Below are 20,100 nucleotides of genomic sequence, written 5' to 3'. Positions count from 1 at the left end.
TGACGTACCTGCAGCTGTCATGATCCGCACATTAGAAGCGACCGGGCGGTACAGGCCACCACCACAGCCACATTCGCTGTCCACCAATTTTTGCCGCCGCGCCTACTGCACTAACGCCCACCACTCACCGGACCTCAACCCTCCGCCTCACCACCACCCCGCTGCCGCACCCCAGGTGGCCCGCCATCACCCCTGCTTCTGGGCCCCCTTAAAGCCAGCACACCTCTTGCATACAGGTCACGGTTTGGTAACGGCGGTTGGGAATGTTGGCTCTGGTGGTGGTTTTTTCCGCGCTCCGCTCCGTACCTTTCGGCGCATGCGGGCCAAGGGGTGCATGCGGCGGTGATGTCCATGCACAAGCTGACCGCCGGGGACGGATACCTGTACCTGGTGCGGCAAGTCGCGGCCGCCGATAGCACCGAGCGTGGCCGCTCGCCCCTGGCCGACTACTACTCCGCCAAGGGGGAATCGCCGGGCCGCTGGATGGGCCGCGGCCTGGCCGCCCTGGCCGACACCGGAGCCCGTGAGGTCAGCGACGCTGTGCACCAACAGGTGTGGAGCGTCGAAGAGGGTTCGACGGTCACCGAAGCTCAGATGAAGGCACTGTTCGGGCTAGGTTTGCACCCCAACGCCGACAAGATTTCGGAGCACGTTTCCGGGCATCTGGGCGTTCAGCCTTCAATCGCGGCAGCCCAGTTGGGCCGCCAGTTCGCCGTGCGCGAGGAGTCTTCGGAGTTCGTGCGTCGGGTCGGAAAGGCGTTCCGGGCTCACAACATCGCCGCCGGGCTGCCGGGCACTGCGACCATCGATGACGATGTGCGCGCGGGCATCCGGACGCGGGTGGCCATCGAGCTGTTTGGCGAGCAATTTGGCCGCGATCCTGCCGATGAGCGGGAGCTGTCGGGGTTCATCGCGCGGGCCACGCGGGCGCGCACCACGGCGGTGGCCGGCTATGACTTGACGTTCTCTCCGGTGAAGTCGATTTCAGCGCTGTGGGCGATTGCCCCACCAGAGATTGCCGAGCAGATCGAGGCCGCGCATTACGAGGCGGTGGCCGACGTGCTGGAGTGGCTGCAAGACAACGCCGCCCTCACCCGAACCGGCACCAACGGTGTCGCCCAAGTCGACACCGAAGGGCTCATCGCCCCGGCGTTCACCCACCGCGATTCCCGCGCCGGAGATCCTGACCTGCACACCCACCTGCCGGTCTCTAACAAGGTGTCCCATGTCGATGCCAACGGCGTGCGCCGCTGGCTCGCACTGGACGGCCAACCGCTGCATCGGAACGCCGTGACGCTTTCGGAGATGTACAACACCCGCATGGAAGTCCGCTTGATTCCACGCGTGAGTGTGGACTTCGCCGAGATGCCCGCCGAACGCGGGAAACGACCCGTGCGCGAGATCGTCGGCATGGCACCAGAGTTGATGACCCGCTGGTCGAGCCGCGCCATCGCGATCAAGGCCCGCACCGCCGAGCTGGCCAAGCAGTTTCAGCACGATCACGGCCGCGAACCCACCACCGTCGAGACCCACGCGCTGGCCGATCAAGCGACCCTGGAAACGCGCGAAGCTAAGCACGAACCGCGCTCGTTCGCAGAGCAGCGCGCCACCTGGCGCAACCAAGCTACCGAGGTCCTCGGCCACGAGGGATTGAACCGCATGCTGGCCACAGTTCTGTCCCCGCGTCGCGCCCAGAAGACACCGGAAATCACCGCGGAATGGGTGGCGTCGCGTGCTGTCGCAATCGTCGCCACCGTCGCCGAAACACGCGCGACGTGGCAGGCCCACCACGTGCGCGCCGAAGCCCTCCGGGTCGTGCGGAACGAGGGTGTCGCACACGTGTCGGGGCTTGTCGAACGGCTCACCGACACCGCACTTTCCGAAGCGTTCTCGGTGCCCCACGCACGCGTCGCCGATGGCGAGTTGGGTGAGCCTGTCGCATTGCGTCGCCGCGACGGTTCCAGCGTCTACAGCCGCCACGGTGTCGCGAAATTCACCAGCCGCGACGTGCTCGCTGCCGAGGCCCGAATTTTGGCCGCGGCGCACCAACTCGATGGACGTGTCGCGGCCACCGAGGACGTGCGTTTGGCACTCGACGAGGCCGACGCACGCGGCAAACCGCTCAACGAGGGCCAAGCCGCCCTTGTGGCCCAGATGGCACTCGGCGGACGCCGCGTAGGACTTGCCTTGGCGCCGGCCGGGGCGGGCAAGACCACGGCCATGGCCGCACTGGCGCATGCGTGGCGCAGCTCGGGCGGACATGTCCTCGGGTTGGCCCCGACCGCGGCCGCGGCGATCGTGCTCGGGGAGGACCTGGGCGCGACCACCGACACCCTCGACAAGTACGTCCACTGCACCAGTCCGGACAACGCCGCGACGTTCGGAACACCACAGTGGTTCGCCGACATCGGACCCGACACGTTGATCATCGTCGATGAGGCCGGCATGGCATCGACCGCGGGTCTGGACGCGATGATCGCTGACGCGCAGCGCAAGGGCGCGAGTGTGCGGCTGGTTGCTGATGACTGCCAGTTGGCGTCGATTTCGGCTGGCGGGGTGTTGCGCGACATCGCCACCGACACCGAGGCGCTGACGCTTTCGGAAGTCGTGCGGTTTCACTCCCGCGCCGAGGCCGCGGCGTCGCTGGCGCTGCGCGGCGGCGATCCGGCCGGGATCGGTTTCTACATCGACTCCGGGCGCATTCACGTCGGCGCCGAACAGACCGCGGCGGATGCCGCGTTTTCGGCGTGGCTGGCCGACCGCAACGCCGGGCGTGACAGCCTGCTGTTGGGACCCACCAACGCGATCGTCGACGACCTCAACGCCCGCGCCCGCACTGCCCGTCTGGCCGCTCTCGTCGAGGCTGATCCGAACTGGCGGCCGGGTCGTGAAATCGTGCTTGCCGATCAACTCCGGGCCAGTGTCGGTGATGTCATCCGCACCCGCCGCAACGCCCGCTGGCTGCCCCTGTCGGGCACTGATTACGTCCGCAATGGCTACACCTTCGACGTCCTCGATGTCGCTCGCGACGGGGCGCTGCGGGCTCGCCATCGCGGCACGGGCCGTGAGATCACCCTGCCGGCCGATTACGTCACCGAACACGTCACCCTCGGCTATGCCGCCACCATCAACGGTGCCCAGGGCTCCACCGCCGGGCACAGCTGCCATGTGGTGGGTGCTGAGCACCTGACCCGCCAACAGCTCTACGTCGCCTTAACTCGCGGCCGCGCGGAAAACCACCTGTACCTCTCGACCGCCGAAACCGACCCGCACCGCGTCCTGGCCCCCAAGGCCACCCACCCCGACACCGCCGTGGACGTCCTGTCCCGGATCGTGGCTCGCGACGGCGGCCAGGTCTCGGCCACCACCGCCGCCCGCCAGGCCGCCGACCCGACCCGCAGACTGTCCGCGGCCGCCGACATGTTCACCGACGCCGTCGGCGCTGCAGCCGAGCACCAGCTCGGCGCGGGCGCCCGCGACCGTCTCGACGCCCTCGGTGAATCAGTACATACCGATCTCAGTACCTGCCCGGCGTGGCCGGTGCTGCGTCGTCGCCTGGCCATCCGGGCGCTCTCCGGTGCCGATCCCGGCGAGCTGTTAGCCGCCGCCCACGCTCGAGGCGGCCTCGACGATGCCGCCGATGCGGCCGCGGTGCTGGACCACCGCATCGACCTCACCGGTTCCGCCGGCCGCGACTGCGGGCCGCTGCGCTGGCTGCCCGCCATCCCCGACCCTCTGGCCGGCCATCCGCAATGGGGCGACTACCTGCGCCGCCGCGAGGAACTGGTCGCCGAGCTCGCCGCGCAGATCCGCGAACAGGCCCACGCTTGGACCCCCGACACCGCGCCGAGCTGGGCGCAGCCCCTGGTCGCGGCCAACCCTGTCCTGGCCGCAGAAATCGCCGTGTTCCGGGCCGCCACCGGGGTCGAGGACGCCGACACCCGCCTCACCGGCCCGCCCCAGTACCCGGTGGCCACCCGCGCAATCCAAGACCGGCTGCAACGCCACGGCACCGACGCCATCGAACGCGACAGCGCCGACCCCACCCGTTTCAACGACCTCCTCGACCAGATCGACCCCCGCATTCGTACCGATGCCTACTGGCCCACACTGGCCGCCCACCTCACAGAAGCCGCCCGCGGCAACGACATTCGCGATGCGATCACCGCGGCGGCCCAGCGAGGACCGCTGCCCGATGAGATGCCCGCCGCGGCGCTGTGGTGGCGGCTGGCCGACACGCTGTCCCGCACCGCGGCCCTCCCCGATCGGCACGTCGTCGACCGCGCCACCACCCAGGACAAAGGCGTGCACGCAAGCGCGAATGCCACTGAGCGTGCGCTCGTCGAGGTCCTGGCCGCCGCCTGGCGCAACGCCGACCCGCTGACCCTCCCGCGGCCACGCACCGACCCCGCCGCGGCCGCGCTCTCGGTGCCCTACGTCGTGGCCACCGTGGCGGCCGAGCGCTACACCCCCGACCTCGCCGAAGCGATCCACACAGCGGCCACCAACGCCCACCGCCACCACGTCCGCGTCACCGCGACACCACAGCCCGACCGGCTCAGCCTCAACCACCTCGCCGAGCAGATCACCAACCACCCACCAGATCAGCGCGGACCCATCATCGTCGTCGAGGACGCCGCGGCCGCCGACCCCGACGCCCTCGCAGCGGTGGCCACCGCCCTGGTCCCCGCCCACGGCCGCCTCCTACTCATCGACAACGGACAGCCCGGCAGCGCCCGACAACTCCTCGACGGACTCACCCTCCCCTGGGCTGAAAACACCCGCCCCGCACCGGACATCGACGATCCCAGACACGCCGCCGAAGCCGACGAACACCGCGCCATCGCCGCACGCAGCTGGCGAACCCTCACCACCGGACCCACACGCGACCGAGGCAGAGAACGAGACCGCGGACACGGCCTCGACATCGACTGACGGGCACACCCACCGCACCTGGTATTTATATCGTTGACGGTATATACCGGAATCGATATAGTAGGGGTGTGGGTGATGAGTGGCGGATCATGCTCAGCGGCGAAGTGGAACGCTGGTATGCCGGTCTGTCTGAAAGCGAACTCGCCCAGGCCGATCAGGCCCTCGACCGGCTCACCGCCGAGGGCATCGCACTCGGCATGCCGCACAACCGCTACCTCTCAGAGAAACTGTGGGAGTTGCGGTTTCGCTGCGGACAGGTCAACCAACGCATCACCTACACCGCCGACCCCGACCGCCAGCTGGTCACCCTGACCACCTTCCGCAAACAACGCCAAAACGAACGCAACGAAATCATCCGCGCGCGCAAAGCGCTACGACGCCACCAGACCAAGAAGGGATAACCCGCCATGACCGTCAAAACCGCCAAGAAGACTGCTGCCCCGAAGAAGGCCGCTAAGAAAGCCCCCGCCGCTGCGAAGAAGGTCGCCACCTCCAGCGGTGGGGTCGATTACCGAACCGCCCGCGCCCAGCGCCAGGCCGCCCTCACCGACGCCCAACGCCAGACCTACGAGCAGGCCTACCAGGATGCCGGCCGAGCGATGGACCTCGCCGAGCTGGTCTACGCCGCCCGCACCGAGGCCGGTCTCACCCAAACCCAGCTCGCCGCCGCCATGGGCACCAGCCAATCCGCCGTCGCCGCCTGGGAGAACGGTGCACGCACCCCCGGTATCGACGCCCTGGAACGGCTCGCCGCAGCGTGCGGGAAACGCCTCCACATTGCCATCACTGCCGCATAACCCCAGCGGTCAGGCTGTCTCCCGCAGCCAGGTTGTAAGAGTCGCGCGGCAAATGACGACGGCCTGAGAATCGATCACCTCGATATCGCGGAGCACGGCTTCGCACTCCTCGGCCGAACAGCCGAACTGAATAAGCTCTGTCATCCACATCATCAGAGGTCGGCCACTTTCACCGGTTGTGGGCCACGTGGCCCATCTCCGGCCGTAGGTGGCGGCCACGCTGTTACGGAAGGCAGCACGCACCGTGTCATGGGCGATGTCGAACAGCCCTTGAGCCTGCTCCGCGTAGGTAGCGAGCTGCGGTATCCCGAACTCGCGTTCCAGCACCGACGGAGCGGCAAACGCGAGTGCAGTGCGCCAATGCTGTTGCGCAGTAACGCTATCGGAATCAGGGGCGCTTGGCCTGATGTGCAGGAGATACTGGCCGCCCTCGACGTAGTGGGCCTCTCTCCAATCGGGGTCGCGCCCAGGTATCCCGTTCTTCGGCGGTGCTTGAAGCGTGGTGCGATCCCAACTCAAGACCGGCGGGTCAAGAGAGGCGTTCGCGCACAACATCTTCAGCGTCGCACCGATCTGTTCCAGCCGGTGGGCGTACCCGAGCAGCGGATAGCTCGGCGGTGCCGAGGTATCACCCCAGCGACCGTCCCCGGTGGACACATGAAACTCCCGTGCCCACAGAGATGCTTGGTCGATGGTATTGGCCAGCTCGGCATGCCAGCGCTCCAGCTCGACTCTCCAGGCCGCGCCGTCCGCACCCTCTGGAGTCGTCATCGAGGAGCCTCGTATTGGAGGTCCTCTTCAACGCTGACAAGGGCCTTGACGATCATGTCGCGCAGGTCAGGATCGCCGGTAGCGGCTGCGGCGTAGCACATGTCGGGTAGCGGCAGCGGGCGCCTGGACCACCCGCCGATGTGCTCGGCAGTACGCGCAACCATCCAGTGCGCCCGGTAGTCGGCCAGCTCTTCGGTGGTGTCGCTGGGATCGGCGACCGCACCGGTATTGGTGGCGAAAGCCGGTCGGCGCATCGCGGTCATGACGTTGAGGGCTTTGGCCGCCTTGTCGTAGTCCGCCCACTGCTGCACGGTTGGCTTGCGGTCACTACCGCGGATCGCCCAGACCAGGCGTAACGCTTCGTCAATACCGCCATCGATGACTTGGGCCTGGGTCGTTGCTGCGTTGATCATCGCCGCGGTCACCGCCGAGACGATCCGGTCTTGAAAAATTGGGTCGGCGTCCATGATGCGTAGCAACTGCGGATACACCTCGGGCCATAGCACCGCCAGCCGGTGCACATGCATGTCGTCGAGCACTGGGGCGGGCACCTCGACGCCCTGTTGTAGCAGCGGGTTGGTGTCTCCCGAGCACGACGGCGGATGCTCCACCCCGGCATCGCGCAAGACGTTGACTCCCGCCGTGGTGGCTGCTGCGACCAGCTTCCAGCCCCACTGTGCGCGCAGTTGGGCGTACTCGACGAGGACCCGTGCGGGATCGCCCCAGCCGAACCACCTCTGCCGAAAAGAACCGTTCAGCAACGGATCTGTGGCCAACACCCGCACGGAGCGCGGAACGAACACCCCCGCCGGGATGTAGCTGGACCCGTCATTGGAGGTGATGACCGTCTCGGTGCCGCTCGGAGACCGGAACACCCCGACGGCCCACCCCGCCGCGGGATTGCGCGCCATGTACGCGGCGTGCTGCAGCTTCCAGACCAACTCCTTGGCCGCCGCTGCGTCTGCGGACTCGCGGCGCTCCCGGGCGGCTGCGGTCTGGCCCGCAGCGACCACACTGGCCGGAATCAGAGTCGGGCCCGCAGCCGCACTCGCTGCGGACGGGGCGGGCGCTGCCGGGGCATTGGTTGAGCTGAGGGAGCCCGCCGGCACGGTTGGTGCCGGGGGTGGCGCACCTGCTGGGGGACCCATCGAACCCGGTGGCAGCATCATCGGCGCACCACCGCCGCCGGTCCCCGCGCCGGTAGGCGCGGCAGCCGCCGGGGCGGCTGGAGACACCATGCCCGGCTGCGCCGCGGCCGGCGAGACGCCCCCGCCGGGTGCCGCCGACACGGGGGATGCCGCATGCCCACCACCGGCCGATAGGGCCGGTGACGGATTCGCTGGAGCTGGAGGTGGTGCAGACGGTATTCCGCCGCCCATCCCCGCCGTAGTCGCCATTCCCTGGTTGAACGCCGACGACAACGGCGGCGCGCTCCCCGCACCTGACACAGCTCCTGCGTTCGGCAAACCACTTGCTGCGCCGGGCATCTGACCGACACCGCCACTCAGCGGATTGGACCCCATCCCCGGCATGCCGCCACTGCCCAGACCGCCGGGCATCTTCGGAACCCCACCGGAACCCATCCCGCCACCACCCATGCCACCCATGCCACCCATGGACGGCATACCGCCGCCGCCGAGCGCTGATGCCGCGGGTGAAGAAGTCACGCCAGGCGTCGGCTGCGTTACTGGTCCGGTCGCGGCCTTGATCCCCTCGTCACCTGCGGCCGACTTGCTGCCGGGACCAACTCCAGGCTGAGTGGTTGACGTACCTGCCGGATCTGTCGGCGCGTCGTCCACAGGCTTAGGTGCATCAGCCCCGGCTTCCCGCTTTTCGGTGTAGCGGTAGGGGTTTTCATCCTGTTCGATTCCCGGCGACGTGTGGTCGACCGGTTGCGCGGGAGGAGTTGCGGGAACATCGCCCCACTTCGTCAAAAGATCTAGCGCCCTTGTGTTTTCGGTGCTCGCCTTGAAAGCGGTGTGGGAGGCCATTGCGGCGGTTACTCCCGCCTCGGTCTGGTACCGGGCTATGCCGTGGTACTGGGTCACCAGGGCTTCGGCTTCGCCTGGGAGCTTCGCACTGGAGATCTTGGCGTCTGCCTCGCGGACGAGCTGCTCCTGACCGGCGCGTGTATCGCGCAGCACCGTGGCGATATCGACGCACTTGTTGGCGCACTTGTCGTGCCACTCAGCGATCGTCTTGGCCTCCTCGGCCAACACCGCGTTCACCCGGTGAACCTCGTCGAAGCCCTGCGAATCGGCCGCATCGCGAAATCTTGCGCTGTCAGCCACGATCTGCTGGTGGATCCCGTCCCACGACGCCGCACCAGCCCGGTAGGTCTGCTCCTGAGTGTCCCAGTGCGTAGCGTCGGGCGGCTCCATGTCCGGCGTAACGATCAGCCGCCCATACGATCCGGCAGACCCTCCGACAGCAGGCATCAGCGCAACCCGCACTCGGACGTGATGACATCGATCAGAGCGTTACCGCGTTTTAGTTCACGAGCGGCCTCGTCCCACTGCCGCATGTTCAGCGCGTGCAACATGTCGATGTTGGCCGCCATCCAGCCGTGCAGCGGTATTGCTGTCGAAGCCGGTGTGGCGTCAGACAGTTGCGTACGCAGGTACGAAACCGCGGCCACACCGGTACGTTTCTCCGTGGCCAACGCGGCGAGGCTCTCCGGGCTTGTCCAGCTCTGCTCCAGCGCCTCGGCGCTGGACCTGCTGGCCAACGCCGTCGACCGCGCCGCTCGATCCCACGCGGCGCATGCGTCAGTCCTCGCGGTTTGCGTTTCGCTGCTGCTGTACCTGGGTGGCGGCGCGGGAACCATGTTCACCGTGTGCTGACTCGGTTCGATGGGATGGGCGAGGGCCAGGCCGCTGCTCACCACGGCACCGACTGCGACCACGAACGCCGCCGCGGCAGCGGTGATCCCGGTGCTGTGACGCCGCCGGTCCCTCATGGTCATGACACGACGGTATCCCGAGCGAGTGACACCCGGCCACCGCCGCAGGCACATTCGTGATGGCGACTTTCCGCAGCTCTGTTGCCTATAGATAACACCTAGCAAATCAGTGCAGGTACAGAGGATGTGTGTCTAAAATAACCCGGGACCAGAATTGAGAGATCGTGATTCGCAAGCTAACCCAGGGGATCAAGGCAGCGCTGCGAAGGCGTGCTGGCCGCGTGATCTCCAAAGCGGGATTGGCTGGCGACGACGTTCCCATGTCGGTGATGTTGGCCGCCGACGCCGGACATGACATCGACTTCGAGCCTGAACCTCTGGGCCTGGCTGCCCGTACCCCCAAACTGTGAGATCGAGCGCGGACGCGCCAGCCTCCCACGGCGCTGTCCCAAAAACGACGGTTTTTCAGACACCAAGATCAGCTGGTCGACGATGGATGGTTCACGGTCGCGACGTCTAATCGACGGTGCACCATCGACAGCGTGGTCACCAGTTCCAACAGCTGGATGTCGGTCACCGTTCGTACTACGCGGGGATCGTGAGCTACCGGGTTTCTGAACATGCCGGCCAGGCCCTTGATGAGATTGGCGAAACCTGTTTGTTCATCTCGGTCGGTCTGCGATGCCAGGTCGTTGATAGCGATGATCGGCGTACCCGACTTACCGAGAGACAGTGCTGCGTCGATCAGCGCGGCACCATCGCCGCTAAGGCCCGACAACTGGCGAACTCGCCCGAACACGCTCTTCGTTGCCTCCAAAGAGGCGTGAAAGTTGTTCTTCTTGAGCAGCTCAACGGTGCAGTAGCGGAGTACTTCATCGTGGGTGCCTCTCCTGCGCAGCTCTGCTCGCAATGAGGTTGCGTTGCGAGATGCCTCGTCGAGAGTGGATGAGCGGGCACCGGGCCGCACCACACCTTTCTCGTCGATCCGGAGACTGACGAAGGTGAGAACCTCATTCAGTTGGTCTTGACGCAGTGTGAATAGCTCGGGCCTGTTGACGTAGTTGGCCGGTTCCATGGCGTGCTGAATGAAGGTGATGATCCGCTGGGGATGACCATCGTTGTTATGTCGGCGTATGAATGCTTCCTCCAGCCGCTTCCACTTCGTGACTCCGGCCGCGGGGTCTTCCATGTGAAGGCGTCCCAGTAGCTGACCGATCTGGGTTCCGGTTAGGCCGTCCTGGGTATCTGCGAGCACTTGAGCAACTCCGGTCAAGATGCCCAGTTTCCATGCTGGCTCAGGCATTTGGGTGCGTCTCTCCTTGATTGGCGAGATATCGGTATGCGGTTGCGCGGCCGATCCCAAATGCGGCGGCAAGCTCGGTGACCGGCTCACCTGTCGCTGCCAGACGCCGAAGTTGATCCTGCCGTTCAGGGCTGAGCTCGGGTGGCTTGGTAGCCGGTAGTTGCCGGGAACGGCGGGAGTGTCGAGATGCGGCGCGCCGCTCCCTACCTAGTTCGAGTTCGGCGAGGGTCGCCATGATGGCTGCTACCGCGCGGCCAGTGGGAGTGGCCGTGTCGACTCCGTCCCGCAGGGTGCGCAGCATGATTTGACGTTCACCGAGGTCGGCAATGGTGCGGGTGACTTCGGCGACCGAACGTCCAAGTCGGTCGATGGCGGCTACAACGGCGGTGTCACCGGCTCGTGCGTAATCGAGCATTGCTGCAAGTCCTGGGCGCTTCGTCTTGGCTGAGCCAGAGAGTTTGTCGGTGAAGATCCGGCCCGTCTCGACGCCAGCTGCGGTCAAGGCGGCGCGCTGGGCGTCGAGTTCTTGACCCATGGTGCTGACGCGGACGTACCCGAGAGTCGTAGTCACAGCCAACACCGTCTCATTGGCCTCCGACAACGCGGATCTGAGACACGCGGTGTGAGACAAGAAACGAGACACCGCGACCTGGCGCTATGTGACCGCAATGTGGTCGCGTAGCGCTGTCTCTATTTCTCTACAACCGAGAAAACAAGCAGGAATCGTGCGGACACGATCCGCATGGAGGAATCTGAAGCCTTTGCCGACTCTTCACGTGTTGCACACTCAGTCAGATGAGAGTGGAGGTTGTTTATTTCGACGGGTGCCCGAATTGGCAGGAAGCCGGTACCCGTGCGGCAGCAGCAGCAGCAGCAGCCGGATTTGCCGACGTCGAGATCGCGTATCGGCGGGTCACTACCGACGAAGAGGCGGCGGCCTTACCGTTCGCAGGCTCTCCAACCATCCTCATCGACGGCACAGACGCCTTTGACGATGCGGTGCCGGTGAGAGTGTTGGCGTGCCGGGTGTACCAGACCGATGGCGGCCTGAGTGGATTGCCGACAGTCACCCAGCTGACCAATGCGTTCCGGCGACGACAGTCGCGCAGCTAACCGACGCCTGCCGCTGACGTGAGACAAGAACCGGATCGCCGCGTTTGTCTAGAAAAGAGACACTGCCGCTGGTCGGATAGGTGCGACGCCCACGTTGTCGCCGATCCCACCGCCGCAGTTCATGGCCGCCTAGTTCTCAAAGGCCAGGCCGCTGACCAAAATGAAGATGCCCAGGGCGATCAGGACGACCGGGAACAGGACGTGTTCCCAGCGTTCGAGGACTTCGGCAATCGGCCGGCGGGTGGCGACGAATCGGGCGGCGATGACGAGGACCGCGACGAGCACGAGGAACACGACGCAGTAGGCCACCACGGCCGCCGGTCCCACGCTCAAGAAGACCGGAACGTAGACCCCGATGTTGTCCCCGCCGTTGGCGAAGGTGACTGCGGCGACGGTCCAGACACCGACGTTCTTGCCGGCAACCTTGCCGTCATCGTCATCGTCGTCGTTGCCACGCCAGGCCCGCCATGCCGCCCACAGTCCCAGGGCCAGGGGGATGAGCCCGAAGTACGGGATGACGTGCGGGGGAAGGAACGCTCCGGCGCCCAGCGTCACCAACACGGCCGCGCCGAGGATTCCCGCAAATCCCAGGTATTGACCTGCGGTGATCCGGGCCGTCGTCCCGCGTTGTCCCGCGCCGCGGGCGAAGAACAACGAGAGCACGATGATGTCGTCGATGTTGGTGACGATGAACAGGCCAATGGCGGGCAGAACAGACGACAGGATCATGTGCGTGCGCAGGTGTCTGCGGTGTCGCTGGCCCGCCGACTAGCCACCGCGCCGGTGTGGCCGGCGGTCACGACGGCGCGCCCACCGGCGCCACGCGGCCATGGCTGACTGCCGGATCGACCGGCGCGGCGGACAGCGGTGTGGTGCGCCCGGCCCGCACACCGTTGGCGATGACCACGATCTCGGCGAGTTCGTGAACCAGCACCACCGCGGCCAGCCCGAGCACCCCGAACAGCGCCAGCGGCACCAACGCGATGATCAGGCCCAGGGACAGGCCGACGTTTTGCAGCATGATCCGCCGCGCCCGCCGCGCATGGCGGAACGTTTGGGGCAGATGGCGCAGGTCTTCGCCCATCAACGCCACATCGGCGGTTTCGATGGCCACGTCGGTGCCCATCGCGCCCATCGCAATACCTATGTCGGCGGTGGCCAGCGGAGGAGCGTCGTTGACGCCATCGCCGACCATCGCGGTGGGCCGCTGGGCGCGGAGCTGTTCGATCAGGCGCGCCTTGTCTTCGGGGCGCAGCTCGGCGTGCACGTCCTCGATCCCGACGTCGCGGGCCAGCGCGGCGGCGGTGGCGTGGTTGTCGCCGGTGAGCATCGCCACGTGGTAGCCGTCGCGGCGCAATTGGGCGACCACCTCGGCGGCCTCGGGGCGCAGCTCGTCGCGCACGGCGATGGCACCGATGACCTGGCCGTTGTGTTCGACGAGGACCGCGGTGGCCCCGGCTTGCTGCATCCGGGTGACATCACCGGCGAGTGGGCCGGGGTCTAGCCAGCCGGGGCGGCCGAGGCGAAGCGTGTGCCCGTCGCGGTGGCCGGTGAGTCCGGCACCGGTGACGGCTTCGACGTCGGTGGCAGGGATGACGTCATCATTTGCGGCGAGGATCGCCGCGGCCAGCGGGTGCTCGCTGCGCGATTCCAGGGCCGCCGCCACATCGAGCACCTGCTCGCGAGTGGCACCGTTGGCGGTGGCCACGTCGATGACGGCGGGCCGGTTCGCGGTGAGCGTGCCGGTCTTGTCCAAGGCGACGCTGCGGATTCTGCCCAGCCCTTCCAGTGCCGCGCCGCCCTTGACCAGGGCACCGAGCTTGCTGGCGGCGCCGATAGCGGCCACCACGGTGACCGGCACCGAGATCGCCAACGCGCACGGTGAGGCGGCGACCAGCACCACCAGGGCACGTTCGATCCAGGTGGCCGAGTCCCCGAGCAGGCTGCCGATCACCGCGATCAGTGCGGCGACGATCATGATCCCGGGCACCAGGGGTTTGGCGATGCGGTCGGCCAAGCGTTGGGAGGCGCCCTTGCGGGATTGTTCGGCCTCCACGATGCGCACGATGCGGGCCAGTGAGTTGTCCTCGGCGGTGGTGCTGACCTCCACCTCGAGTGCCCCGGTGCCGTTGATCGACCCGGCGAACACCTCATCACCGGGCCCGGCTTCCACGGGGACTGACTCGCCGGTGATGGCGGAGACATCGAGCGCGGTGCGGCCGTGGCGGATGATCCCGTCGGTCGCGACACGCTCACCGGGCTTGACCAGCATCCGGTCGCCGATCTGGAGATCGGTTGGCGCAACGGTCTTTTCGGTCCCATCGCGCAGCACGGTGGCCTCGTCGGGCACCAGCGACAAGAGCGCGCGCAGACCGCGGCGGGTGCGGGCCAGCGAGTACTCTTCGAGTCCCTCGCTGATGGAGAACAGGAAGGCCAGCATCGCGGCCTCACCCACCTCGCCGAGGATCACCGCGCCCACCGCGGCGATGGTCATCAGCGTGCCGACCCCGATCTTGCCCTTCGCCAGCCGCTTCAGGGTGGACGGTACGAAGGTGTAGGCGCCGGCCACAAGCGCCACCGCTTCGAGTGCTAGGACGACCGGCTCGGCGGCGTCGAGGACTCCGGCGATTAGGGCTGCCAGCAGGAACACCCCGGAGATGGCGGCGAACTGCAGTTCCTTGATCTGCCACAGCTTCTCGGGCTCACCATCGTGGTCGTCGTCGCCGCGGGGTTCGTCGTTGCCGCAGCCGCATGCTTCGCTCATCGGTGAGCCTCCTGTGCACCCGTGGTCGTGTCGGTGCCGGAGCGGGTTCCGTAGGTGGGGCACAGCGCGACGGCGTTGCCGGTGGCGGCCAACAGTGTCTCGGCCGAGGCCAGCAGGTCGAGCAGCTCCGGGCGGGTCAGCGAGTAGAACACCTGCCGGCCCTCGGGGCGACCGGTGACCAGGCCGCAGTCCCGCAGGCACGCCACATGGGCCGACACGGTGGACTGCGCCAACCCCAGTTCCCCGATCAGGTCCACCACACGGGCCTCCCCATCGGCCAGGCGGCGCACGATCGCCAACCGCGCAGAATCGGACAGACTGTGAAACAGCGCCACCGCGGCATCCAGATTTGAACTTCCCGATGTAGTTCCGGCGAGGCAGCCATCCGCGTTATTCATCGTCATATGACGATGATAGCCGGTGGTCAGCGATATTTCGACGCCGGGCCGGGTGCCGGTAAGTCTGGGGTTTGGTTCGCCGCGCCGTGGTGGGCTTCAGAGCGCCCAAGACAGGAACTGAGACGTCCACATTCTTTAAAAATGAGACAACGCGGTGTCAGGTCGTTTAGGCCGGATGGGTCGACACTGCGGCGGCGATGCGGTCTAGAGATTCGGCGTTAACGCGGTAGTAGGCCCACTTGCCGCGTTGGTCGCGACTGACCAGGCCGCTGTCGACGAGCAGCTTCATGTGGTGAGACACCGTGGGCTGGCTCAGTCCGAGGGGTTCGGTGAGGTCGCAGATGCACGCTTCACCACCGTCGGATGCGGCGATGAGCGACACCAACTTGACCCGTGCCGGATCGGCAAGCGCTTTGAACACCGACGCGAGGCGTTCGGCGGCGGGTGTGTCCAGCACGCCGCCGGTCAGTGGTGAGCAGCAGGCAGCCGCGTCGCTGGAGGTCAGTGGGACGGTCGCGGTGGCCATGTCGTCCATGATGACACACGCATTGACAAACGTCGATGGATCACGCACGATCAATTCATCGAAGAACGTCGATGAGAGGAGTCGAGGATGTCGGAGCTGCCCGTCGTAGTGATCGGAGCCGGACCGTTGGGTCTGGCGGCGGCCGCGCACCTGCTGAAGCGTGGACTCACCCCGTTGGTGCTGGAGGCCGGCACGAGTTTTGCTGCGGCCGTTGAGCAGTGGGAGCACGTCCGCACCTTCTCCCCCTGGCCCGAACTGGTCGACCCCGCTGCCGCCCAACTGCTCGAACTCACCGGCTGGGCCGCCCCCGAGTCGGGATTCCCCACCGGCAGAGAGTGGATCGACAGCTACCTGGCACCGCTAGCGGGCACCTTGGGTACGCGGGTGCAGTACGGCGCGCGAGTCGTGGCGGTGTCCCGGCTGGGTCGGGACCGCCTCGTGAGCCCAGGCCGCGCCGAGGCGCCGTTCGTCGTGCACGTGAGCAACGCTGACGGCACGGAGTGTCGGGTGCAGTCCCAGGCCGTCATTGATGCCTCGGGCACCTGGGGTCAGCCCAATCCCGCTGGCGCTGACGGTGTTCCCGCAATCGGGGAACGCGCGGCGGCAGCCTCCGGGGTGCTGACTTATGTCCCACCGACGCTGGCGCAGGCTTCGGCATTGGTGGGCAAGCATGTGGTGGTGGTCGGCAGCGGGCATTCGGCGATGACCGCGGTGATCCAGCTCGGCGAGGTGGTGCGCAAGGATCCGTCGACGACGGTGACGTGGGTGCTGCGCCGCGGGGTGTCCGAGGACACCTTCGGCGGAGGCGCCGCCGATGAACTGCCCCAGCGCGGTGCGCTGGGTGTGCGATCCAAGGAAGGGGTCGAGGCGGGACGGGTGTCGCTGTCGACCGGGTTCCGCACTGAGCGCATCGACCTGGTGGACGGCCGCGCCGTGCTGACCGCGGAGGACGGACGTTCCTTGCCGTCGGCCGATCACGTGGTGGTCTTGACCGGGTTCCGTCCGGATCTGTCGTTTCTGTCGGAGATGCGCATCGAGCTGGACCCGATTTTGCAGGCCCCGGTCAACCTGGCCGGCTCGATCGATCCGAACATGCACTCCTGTGGCAGCGTGTTGCCGCACGGCGCCGCCGAGTTGGCCCACCCGGAACCGAATCTGTACATCGTGGGCATGAAGTCCTATGGGCGCGCACCGACGTTCCTGGCGATGACCGGCTACGAGCAGGTCCGCAGCATCGCCGCCGAACTGGCCGGCGACCACGAGGCTGCCCGCCGGGTGGAGTTGACGCTGCCCGATACCGGGGTGTGCAACGGGGCGGGCTTGTTCGACGACCCGCAGGGTGAGAACGCCGGCGGTGGCTGCTGCGGCCCCGCCCCGTCGGCACCGCAACCGTTGTCGTTGTCGCTCAATCCCGTTGGCGGATGACCGAAGCGGATTCTTCTACGGCACCCAGCGCAGCTCGGCACGAGTTGCGCTGGGTGCTGTTGACGTTGTGTGTCACCGAGATCACCAGCTGGGGTGTGCTCTATTACGCCTTCACGGTGCTTTCGGAGCGGATCAGCACCGACACTGGCTGGTCAGCCCCCGCGGTGACCGCAGCGTTCTCTGCCGGGCTGGTGACCGCAGCTCTGGTGGGCATCCCGGTCGGGCGGTGGTTGGACCGCGTCGGTCCGCGCTGGATCATGACCGCCGGCTCCATCCTCGGTGTGCTCTCAGTGGTGGCGGTCGTGACGGCGCCGAACTACGGCTGGTTCGTCGCGGCCTGGGTGCTGGCTGGGGTGGCGATGAGCGCGGTGTTCTATGCGCCCGCGTTCGCGGCGCTGACTCGGTTCTTCGGCGCCGACGCGGTACGCGCCCTGACTGTGCTGACGCTGGTGGCCGGGTTCGCCAGCACCGTGTTCGCGCCCCTGACCGCCGCACTGTCCGCTCAGATGAGTTGGCGCCACACCTATCTCGTCCTGGCAGCGGTCATGGCGGTGATCACGATCCCGGCGCATTTCTTCGGCCTGCGACGCCAGTGGCCGGCGGTAACCACTCAGCATCATCACGTCGAGGCACCGACCCGCACCGCGCGCAGCGGGCCCTTTCTGGCGTTGATCGCGGCGTTCGCGCTGGCCGGACTCGCCTCGTACGCGGTGATCGCCAATCTGGTGCCGTTGATGAGTCAACGCGGCATCAGCACTGGTGCCGCCGCCGTCGCGCTCGGCCTGGGCGGCGCAGGCCAGGTGCTCGGACGCCTGGGCTATCAGATCCTGGTGCGTCGCGTCGGCGTCGTGCCCCGGACGGTGATCATCATGGCCGGCGTCGCCGCCACCACCGCGCTGCTCGGGCTGTTCAGCAGTTTCGCTGCGCTGGTCGTGGTGGCGATCGGGGCGGGGGTGATGCGCGGCATCATGACGCTGCTGCAAGCCACCGCGGTCACCGAGCGTTGGGGTTCTACCCATTACGGTCATCTCAGCGGTCTCCTGTCCGCGCCGATCATGATCGCTACCGCGGTCGGACCGTTCGTCGGTGCGGCGCTGGCCAGCCTGCTCGGGGGGTACGACGCGATGTTCGTCGCCCTCGGTGCGATCGCCGCGGCGGGGGCACTGATGGCGGTGGCTACCAGGCCGCGAGTCGCGACCCCCGTGCCGATCGTCCGGGTCTAGCCGCCTTCGGCTCGCGATCCGATCCAGTACTGCCCGGGGTCAGCTGAATACCATCGCCCGGAGGTGGCGCGTCCAGGTCTGGGTGGCCATTTGGGTGGCGTCCCAGGGTGATCCCAGTGGCGGGGTGTAGGACAGATCCAGCTCGGAGAAGCCCTCGACGGTCATGTCGTGGAACAGGGCGGCGGCGTAGGTGTCGACCCGCTTGGACACCTCCGCGCTGCGGTGCCCGACCAGCTGAGCACCCAGCAGGCGGCCGGTGCGTTCGTCGCCGGTGATCCGGATGTGGATCGGGGTGGCGCCCGGGTAGTAGGCCTTGTGGTCATCCGGGGAAGCCGTGGTGGTGACCGGTGCCCACCCGCGATCGGCGGCGAGCACCTCATGGTCGCGCAGGCCGGTGCGGGCGGCCACCAGGTTGAAGACCTTGACCACCTGGGTGCCGAGGCTGCCGGCGAACCGCGCTGAGCCGCCGAGGGCGTTCTCTCCGGCGACGCGGCCCTGCTTGTGGGCGGTGGTGCCCAGCGGCAACCACGTCAGACCAAGCATCCGGTGGTGGGTGTGGACACAATCCCCGGCAGCGAACACATCCGCCAAGGTGGTGCGCATCGCCTCGTCCACGGCGATCGCACCCTTGATGGCGAGTTCGGCGCCGGCGTCGGCGGCCAGCTCCACGTCGGGGCGGACACCGACCACGACGAGCACGAAATCGACTGTCGTTTCGAGTGTTTCGCCGTCGCGGTGGGCGGTCACGGTGAGGGCGCCGGTGTCGGTGCGGGTGACCGCGGAGACGGTGGTGTGGGTGAGGACCTGGACGCCGTGGCGTTCCAGTTCGTCGTGGACGAGGGCGCCCAGTTCGGGGTCGACGGTCGGCAGCACTTCGGGGAGCGCTTCGAATTGGGTGACGGCGATCCCGCGGGTGGTGAGCCCTTCGGCCATTTCCAGGCCGATGTAGCCGGCGCCGATGATGACCGCGGTCTTGGGGTCGCGCTGCTGCAAGGAGTCCATGACGGCGAAGGTGTCGCCCATCGAATGCAGCAGGTGCACACCATCTTTGGGTCCGAGGGCGTCGGGTCCGGTGAGGCCGTCGATGGGTGGGCGGGCGCTGACGGCGCCGGTGCCCACGATCAGGGCGTCATAGGACAGTTCGGTGGGTTGTCCGGTGGGGTCGAGGACATCGAGGGTGTGGTCGGCGACGTTGATTCGGGTGGCGCGGGTGTCGGTGAGCACGCGCATGCCGGTGGCGGCCAGGTCGTCGGCGGTGCGATGCGCCAGGTTGCTCCAGTGCGTGACCTCGCCGGAGACGTAGTACGGGATGCCGCAGATGGAGAAGTTGGGGTAGGCGTCGGCGACGACGACGGTCACCTCGGTGCTGGGGTCGAGTTCGCGGATGCGCAGCGCGGCGCTGATTCCGGCGTCGCTGCCGCCGATGGCGACGATATGGCGTGCGGGCATGACGAAGTCTCCTCGGGAGAATCGAGTGGTTTGGGGAGGGTGCTGGGTTGCAGCGTGAGAGCGGGGGTGGGTGTCAGGCGTTGGTGAGGGTGGTGTGCAGTCGCTGTACGCGGGCGGTGATGTCGTCGCGGACCAGGCGCATGCGTTCGAGGCCGTCGATGCCGCGGTCGGAAGGTTCGTCGGTGTCCCAGTTCTCTACTCGGGTGCCCGGCAGCGGATCCAGCTTGGCTTCCCGGCCGAGGGTGACCACCAGGTCCACGTCGCGGGCCAGCTCGTAGTCCACCGGTGTGGGCTGCTCGGTGGTGATGTCGACGCCCACCTCCAGAAGGGCTTGCGCGGACAGATCGTTGACCGCGCCACCGGGTTTCGTCCCGGCCGAGTGCACGGTCACGGTGTCACCGGCGAGTTGGCGCATCAGGCCGGCGGCCATCTGGGATTTGCCGCCGTTCTTGACGCAGACGAACAGCACCGACGGTGTGGAGGTGTCAGTCATC

At 67.2% G+C, this 20,100-nt stretch carries 18 protein-coding genes; 7 read left to right on the top strand and 11 right to left on the bottom strand.

Going from position 1 to position 20,100, the window contains the following annotated elements:
• Nucleotides 1-345 precede the first annotated feature (345 nt).
• The 3 genes from mobF (at nt 346) to ACZYYX_RS11970 (ending at nt 5,732) form a co-directional block, all read left to right on the top strand.
• Nucleotides 346-4,935 (top strand): MobF family relaxase, encoded by a 4,590-nt coding sequence (gene mobF / locus ACZYYX_RS11980; RefSeq protein ID WP_463814593.1) that lies wholly within the window; start codon nt 346-348, stop codon nt 4,933-4,935.
• Nucleotides 4,936-5,003: 68 nt separating this feature from the next.
• Nucleotides 5,004-5,336 carry a type II toxin-antitoxin system RelE/ParE family toxin gene (locus ACZYYX_RS11975; RefSeq protein WP_347133380.1) on the top strand — a complete coding sequence of 111 codons (333 nt, stop codon included), beginning with the start codon at nt 5,004-5,006 and terminating at the stop codon, nt 5,334-5,336.
• A 6-nt stretch (nt 5,337-5,342) separates the two neighbouring features.
• A complete protein-coding gene (locus tag ACZYYX_RS11970) occupies nt 5,343-5,732 on the top strand; it encodes a helix-turn-helix domain-containing protein (protein WP_178360826.1) in 390 nt (129 codons plus the stop codon).
• A 9-nt stretch (nt 5,733-5,741) separates the two neighbouring features.
• Here the strand turns inward: ACZYYX_RS11970 and ACZYYX_RS11965 are convergent, their stop codons facing one another.
• From ACZYYX_RS11965 to ACZYYX_RS11955, 3 genes are read right to left on the bottom strand one after another with little or no spacing between them, the layout of a single operon-like run.
• Complete coding sequence (locus ACZYYX_RS11965) at nt 5,742-6,503, bottom strand: hypothetical protein (protein WP_463814592.1); 762 nt, start codon at nt 6,501-6,503, stop codon at nt 5,742-5,744.
• On the bottom strand, nt 6,500-8,941 hold the full coding sequence (locus ACZYYX_RS11960; protein ID WP_463814590.1) for a hypothetical protein: 2,442 nt from the start codon (nt 8,939-8,941) through the stop codon (nt 6,500-6,502). The genes ACZYYX_RS11965 and ACZYYX_RS11960 overlap by 4 nt, the downstream gene beginning before the upstream one ends.
• The gene (locus ACZYYX_RS11955; RefSeq protein WP_178360829.1) at nt 8,941-9,468 is read right to left on the bottom strand and encodes a hypothetical protein; all 528 of its coding nucleotides are present in this window, start codon (nt 9,466-9,468) and stop codon (nt 8,941-8,943) included. The genes ACZYYX_RS11960 and ACZYYX_RS11955 overlap by 1 nt, the downstream gene beginning before the upstream one ends.
• Nucleotides 9,469-9,629: 161 nt before the next feature.
• Here ACZYYX_RS11955 and ACZYYX_RS11950 point away from each other — a divergent pair, with 161 nt between their 5' ends.
• Nucleotides 9,630-9,815 carry an antitoxin gene (locus ACZYYX_RS11950; protein ID WP_178360830.1) on the top strand — a complete coding sequence of 62 codons (186 nt, stop codon included), beginning with the start codon at nt 9,630-9,632 and terminating at the stop codon, nt 9,813-9,815.
• 68 nt (nt 9,816-9,883) lie between these two features.
• On the opposite strand, the gene ACZYYX_RS11945 is transcribed toward ACZYYX_RS11950, so the two are convergent.
• Nucleotides 9,884-10,708: a TIGR02391 family protein gene (locus ACZYYX_RS11945; RefSeq protein ID WP_178360831.1), complete on the bottom strand. Its 825-nt coding sequence runs from the start codon at nt 10,706-10,708 to the stop codon at nt 9,884-9,886.
• Complete coding sequence (locus ACZYYX_RS11940; protein WP_463814589.1) at nt 10,701-11,279, bottom strand: recombinase family protein; 579 nt, start codon at nt 11,277-11,279, stop codon at nt 10,701-10,703. The genes ACZYYX_RS11945 and ACZYYX_RS11940 overlap by 8 nt, the downstream gene beginning before the upstream one ends.
• 224 nt (nt 11,280-11,503) lie before the next feature.
• Here ACZYYX_RS11940 and ACZYYX_RS11935 point away from each other — a divergent pair, with 224 nt between their 5' ends.
• A complete protein-coding gene (locus tag ACZYYX_RS11935) occupies nt 11,504-11,821 on the top strand; it encodes an alkylmercury lyase (RefSeq protein WP_463814588.1) in 318 nt (105 codons plus the stop codon).
• 129 nt (nt 11,822-11,950) lie between these two features.
• Here ACZYYX_RS11935 and ACZYYX_RS11930 read toward each other — a convergent pair whose 3' ends face one another.
• The 4 genes from ACZYYX_RS11930 to ACZYYX_RS11915 form a co-directional block, all read right to left on the bottom strand.
• Nucleotides 11,951-12,550: a cadmium resistance transporter gene (locus ACZYYX_RS11930; protein WP_178360834.1), complete on the bottom strand. Its 600-nt coding sequence runs from the start codon at nt 12,548-12,550 to the stop codon at nt 11,951-11,953.
• 67 nt (nt 12,551-12,617) lie between these two features.
• Nucleotides 12,618-14,585 carry a heavy metal translocating P-type ATPase gene (locus tag ACZYYX_RS11925; protein WP_463814587.1) on the bottom strand — a complete coding sequence of 656 codons (1,968 nt, stop codon included), beginning with the start codon at nt 14,583-14,585 and terminating at the stop codon, nt 12,618-12,620.
• Complete coding sequence (locus tag ACZYYX_RS11920) at nt 14,582-14,989, bottom strand: ArsR/SmtB family transcription factor (RefSeq protein ID WP_178360836.1); 408 nt, start codon at nt 14,987-14,989, stop codon at nt 14,582-14,584. The genes ACZYYX_RS11925 and ACZYYX_RS11920 overlap by 4 nt, the downstream gene beginning before the upstream one ends.
• A 160-nt stretch (nt 14,990-15,149) precedes the next feature.
• Nucleotides 15,150-15,509 carry an ArsR/SmtB family transcription factor gene (locus tag ACZYYX_RS11915; protein ID WP_178361076.1) on the bottom strand — a complete coding sequence of 120 codons (360 nt, stop codon included), beginning with the start codon at nt 15,507-15,509 and terminating at the stop codon, nt 15,150-15,152.
• Nucleotides 15,510-15,596: 87 nt separating this feature from the next.
• Between ACZYYX_RS11915 and ACZYYX_RS11910 the strand changes: the two genes are divergently transcribed.
• Nucleotides 15,597-16,934: an NAD(P)-binding domain-containing protein gene (locus tag ACZYYX_RS11910; RefSeq protein ID WP_463814586.1), complete on the top strand. Its 1,338-nt coding sequence runs from the start codon at nt 15,597-15,599 to the stop codon at nt 16,932-16,934.
• On the top strand, nt 16,931-18,157 hold the full coding sequence (locus tag ACZYYX_RS11905; RefSeq protein ID WP_463814585.1) for an MFS transporter: 1,227 nt from the start codon (nt 16,931-16,933) through the stop codon (nt 18,155-18,157). The genes ACZYYX_RS11910 and ACZYYX_RS11905 overlap by 4 nt, the downstream gene beginning before the upstream one ends.
• A 39-nt stretch (nt 18,158-18,196) precedes the next feature.
• On the opposite strand, the gene ACZYYX_RS11900 is transcribed toward ACZYYX_RS11905, so the two are convergent.
• Complete coding sequence (locus ACZYYX_RS11900) at nt 18,197-19,606, bottom strand: FAD-dependent oxidoreductase (protein ID WP_463814584.1); 1,410 nt, start codon at nt 19,604-19,606, stop codon at nt 18,197-18,199.
• Between the two features lie 73 nt (nt 19,607-19,679).
• Entirely contained in the window at nt 19,680-20,099 is a 420-nt protein-coding gene (locus tag ACZYYX_RS11895) for an arsenate-mycothiol transferase ArsC (RefSeq protein ID WP_178360840.1), read from the bottom strand.
• Nucleotide 20,100 lies beyond the last annotated feature (1 nt).

The organism is Mycobacterium sp. IDUB_1, from assembly GCF_055419625.1.
The sequence above is the reverse complement of the archived record's forward strand: the minus strand, read 5'-3'. Positions and strand labels throughout refer to the sequence as shown.

Bases quoted from the DNA above. Each gene is read 5' to 3' on its own strand.
- ACZYYX_RS11900 (WP_463814584.1), bottom strand. From the start codon at position 19,606: ATGCCCGCACGCCATATCGTCGCCATCGGCGGCAGCGACGCCGGAATC.
- ACZYYX_RS11930 (WP_178360834.1), bottom strand. From the start codon at position 12,550: ATGATCCTGTCGTCTGTTCTGCCCGCCATTGGCCTGTTCATCGTCACC.
- ACZYYX_RS11960 (WP_463814590.1), bottom strand. From the start codon at position 8,941: ATGCCTGCTGTCGGAGGGTCTGCCGGATCGTATGGGCGGCTGATCGTT.
- ACZYYX_RS11925 (WP_463814587.1), bottom strand. From the start codon at position 14,585: ATGAGCGAAGCATGCGGCTGCGGCAACGACGAACCCCGCGGCGACGAC.
- mobF (WP_463814593.1), top strand. From the start codon at position 346: ATGTCCATGCACAAGCTGACCGCCGGGGACGGATACCTGTACCTGGTG.
- ACZYYX_RS11915 (WP_178361076.1), bottom strand. From the start codon at position 15,509: ATGGCCACCGCGACCGTCCCACTGACCTCCAGCGACGCGGCTGCCTGC.
- ACZYYX_RS11910 (WP_463814586.1), top strand. From the start codon at position 15,597: ATGTCGGAGCTGCCCGTCGTAGTGATCGGAGCCGGACCGTTGGGTCTG.
- ACZYYX_RS11935 (WP_463814588.1), top strand. From the start codon at position 11,504: ATGAGAGTGGAGGTTGTTTATTTCGACGGGTGCCCGAATTGGCAGGAA.
- ACZYYX_RS11895 (WP_178360840.1), bottom strand. From the start codon at position 20,099: ATGACTGACACCTCCACACCGTCGGTGCTGTTCGTCTGCGTCAAGAAC.
- ACZYYX_RS11905 (WP_463814585.1), top strand. From the start codon at position 16,931: ATGACCGAAGCGGATTCTTCTACGGCACCCAGCGCAGCTCGGCACGAG.
- ACZYYX_RS11920 (WP_178360836.1), bottom strand. From the start codon at position 14,989: ATGACGATGAATAACGCGGATGGCTGCCTCGCCGGAACTACATCGGGA.
- ACZYYX_RS11970 (WP_178360826.1), top strand. From the start codon at position 5,343: ATGACCGTCAAAACCGCCAAGAAGACTGCTGCCCCGAAGAAGGCCGCT.
- ACZYYX_RS11945 (WP_178360831.1), bottom strand. From the start codon at position 10,708: ATGCCTGAGCCAGCATGGAAACTGGGCATCTTGACCGGAGTTGCTCAA.
- ACZYYX_RS11965 (WP_463814592.1), bottom strand. From the start codon at position 6,503: ATGACGACTCCAGAGGGTGCGGACGGCGCGGCCTGGAGAGTCGAGCTG.
- ACZYYX_RS11955 (WP_178360829.1), bottom strand. From the start codon at position 9,468: ATGACCATGAGGGACCGGCGGCGTCACAGCACCGGGATCACCGCTGCC.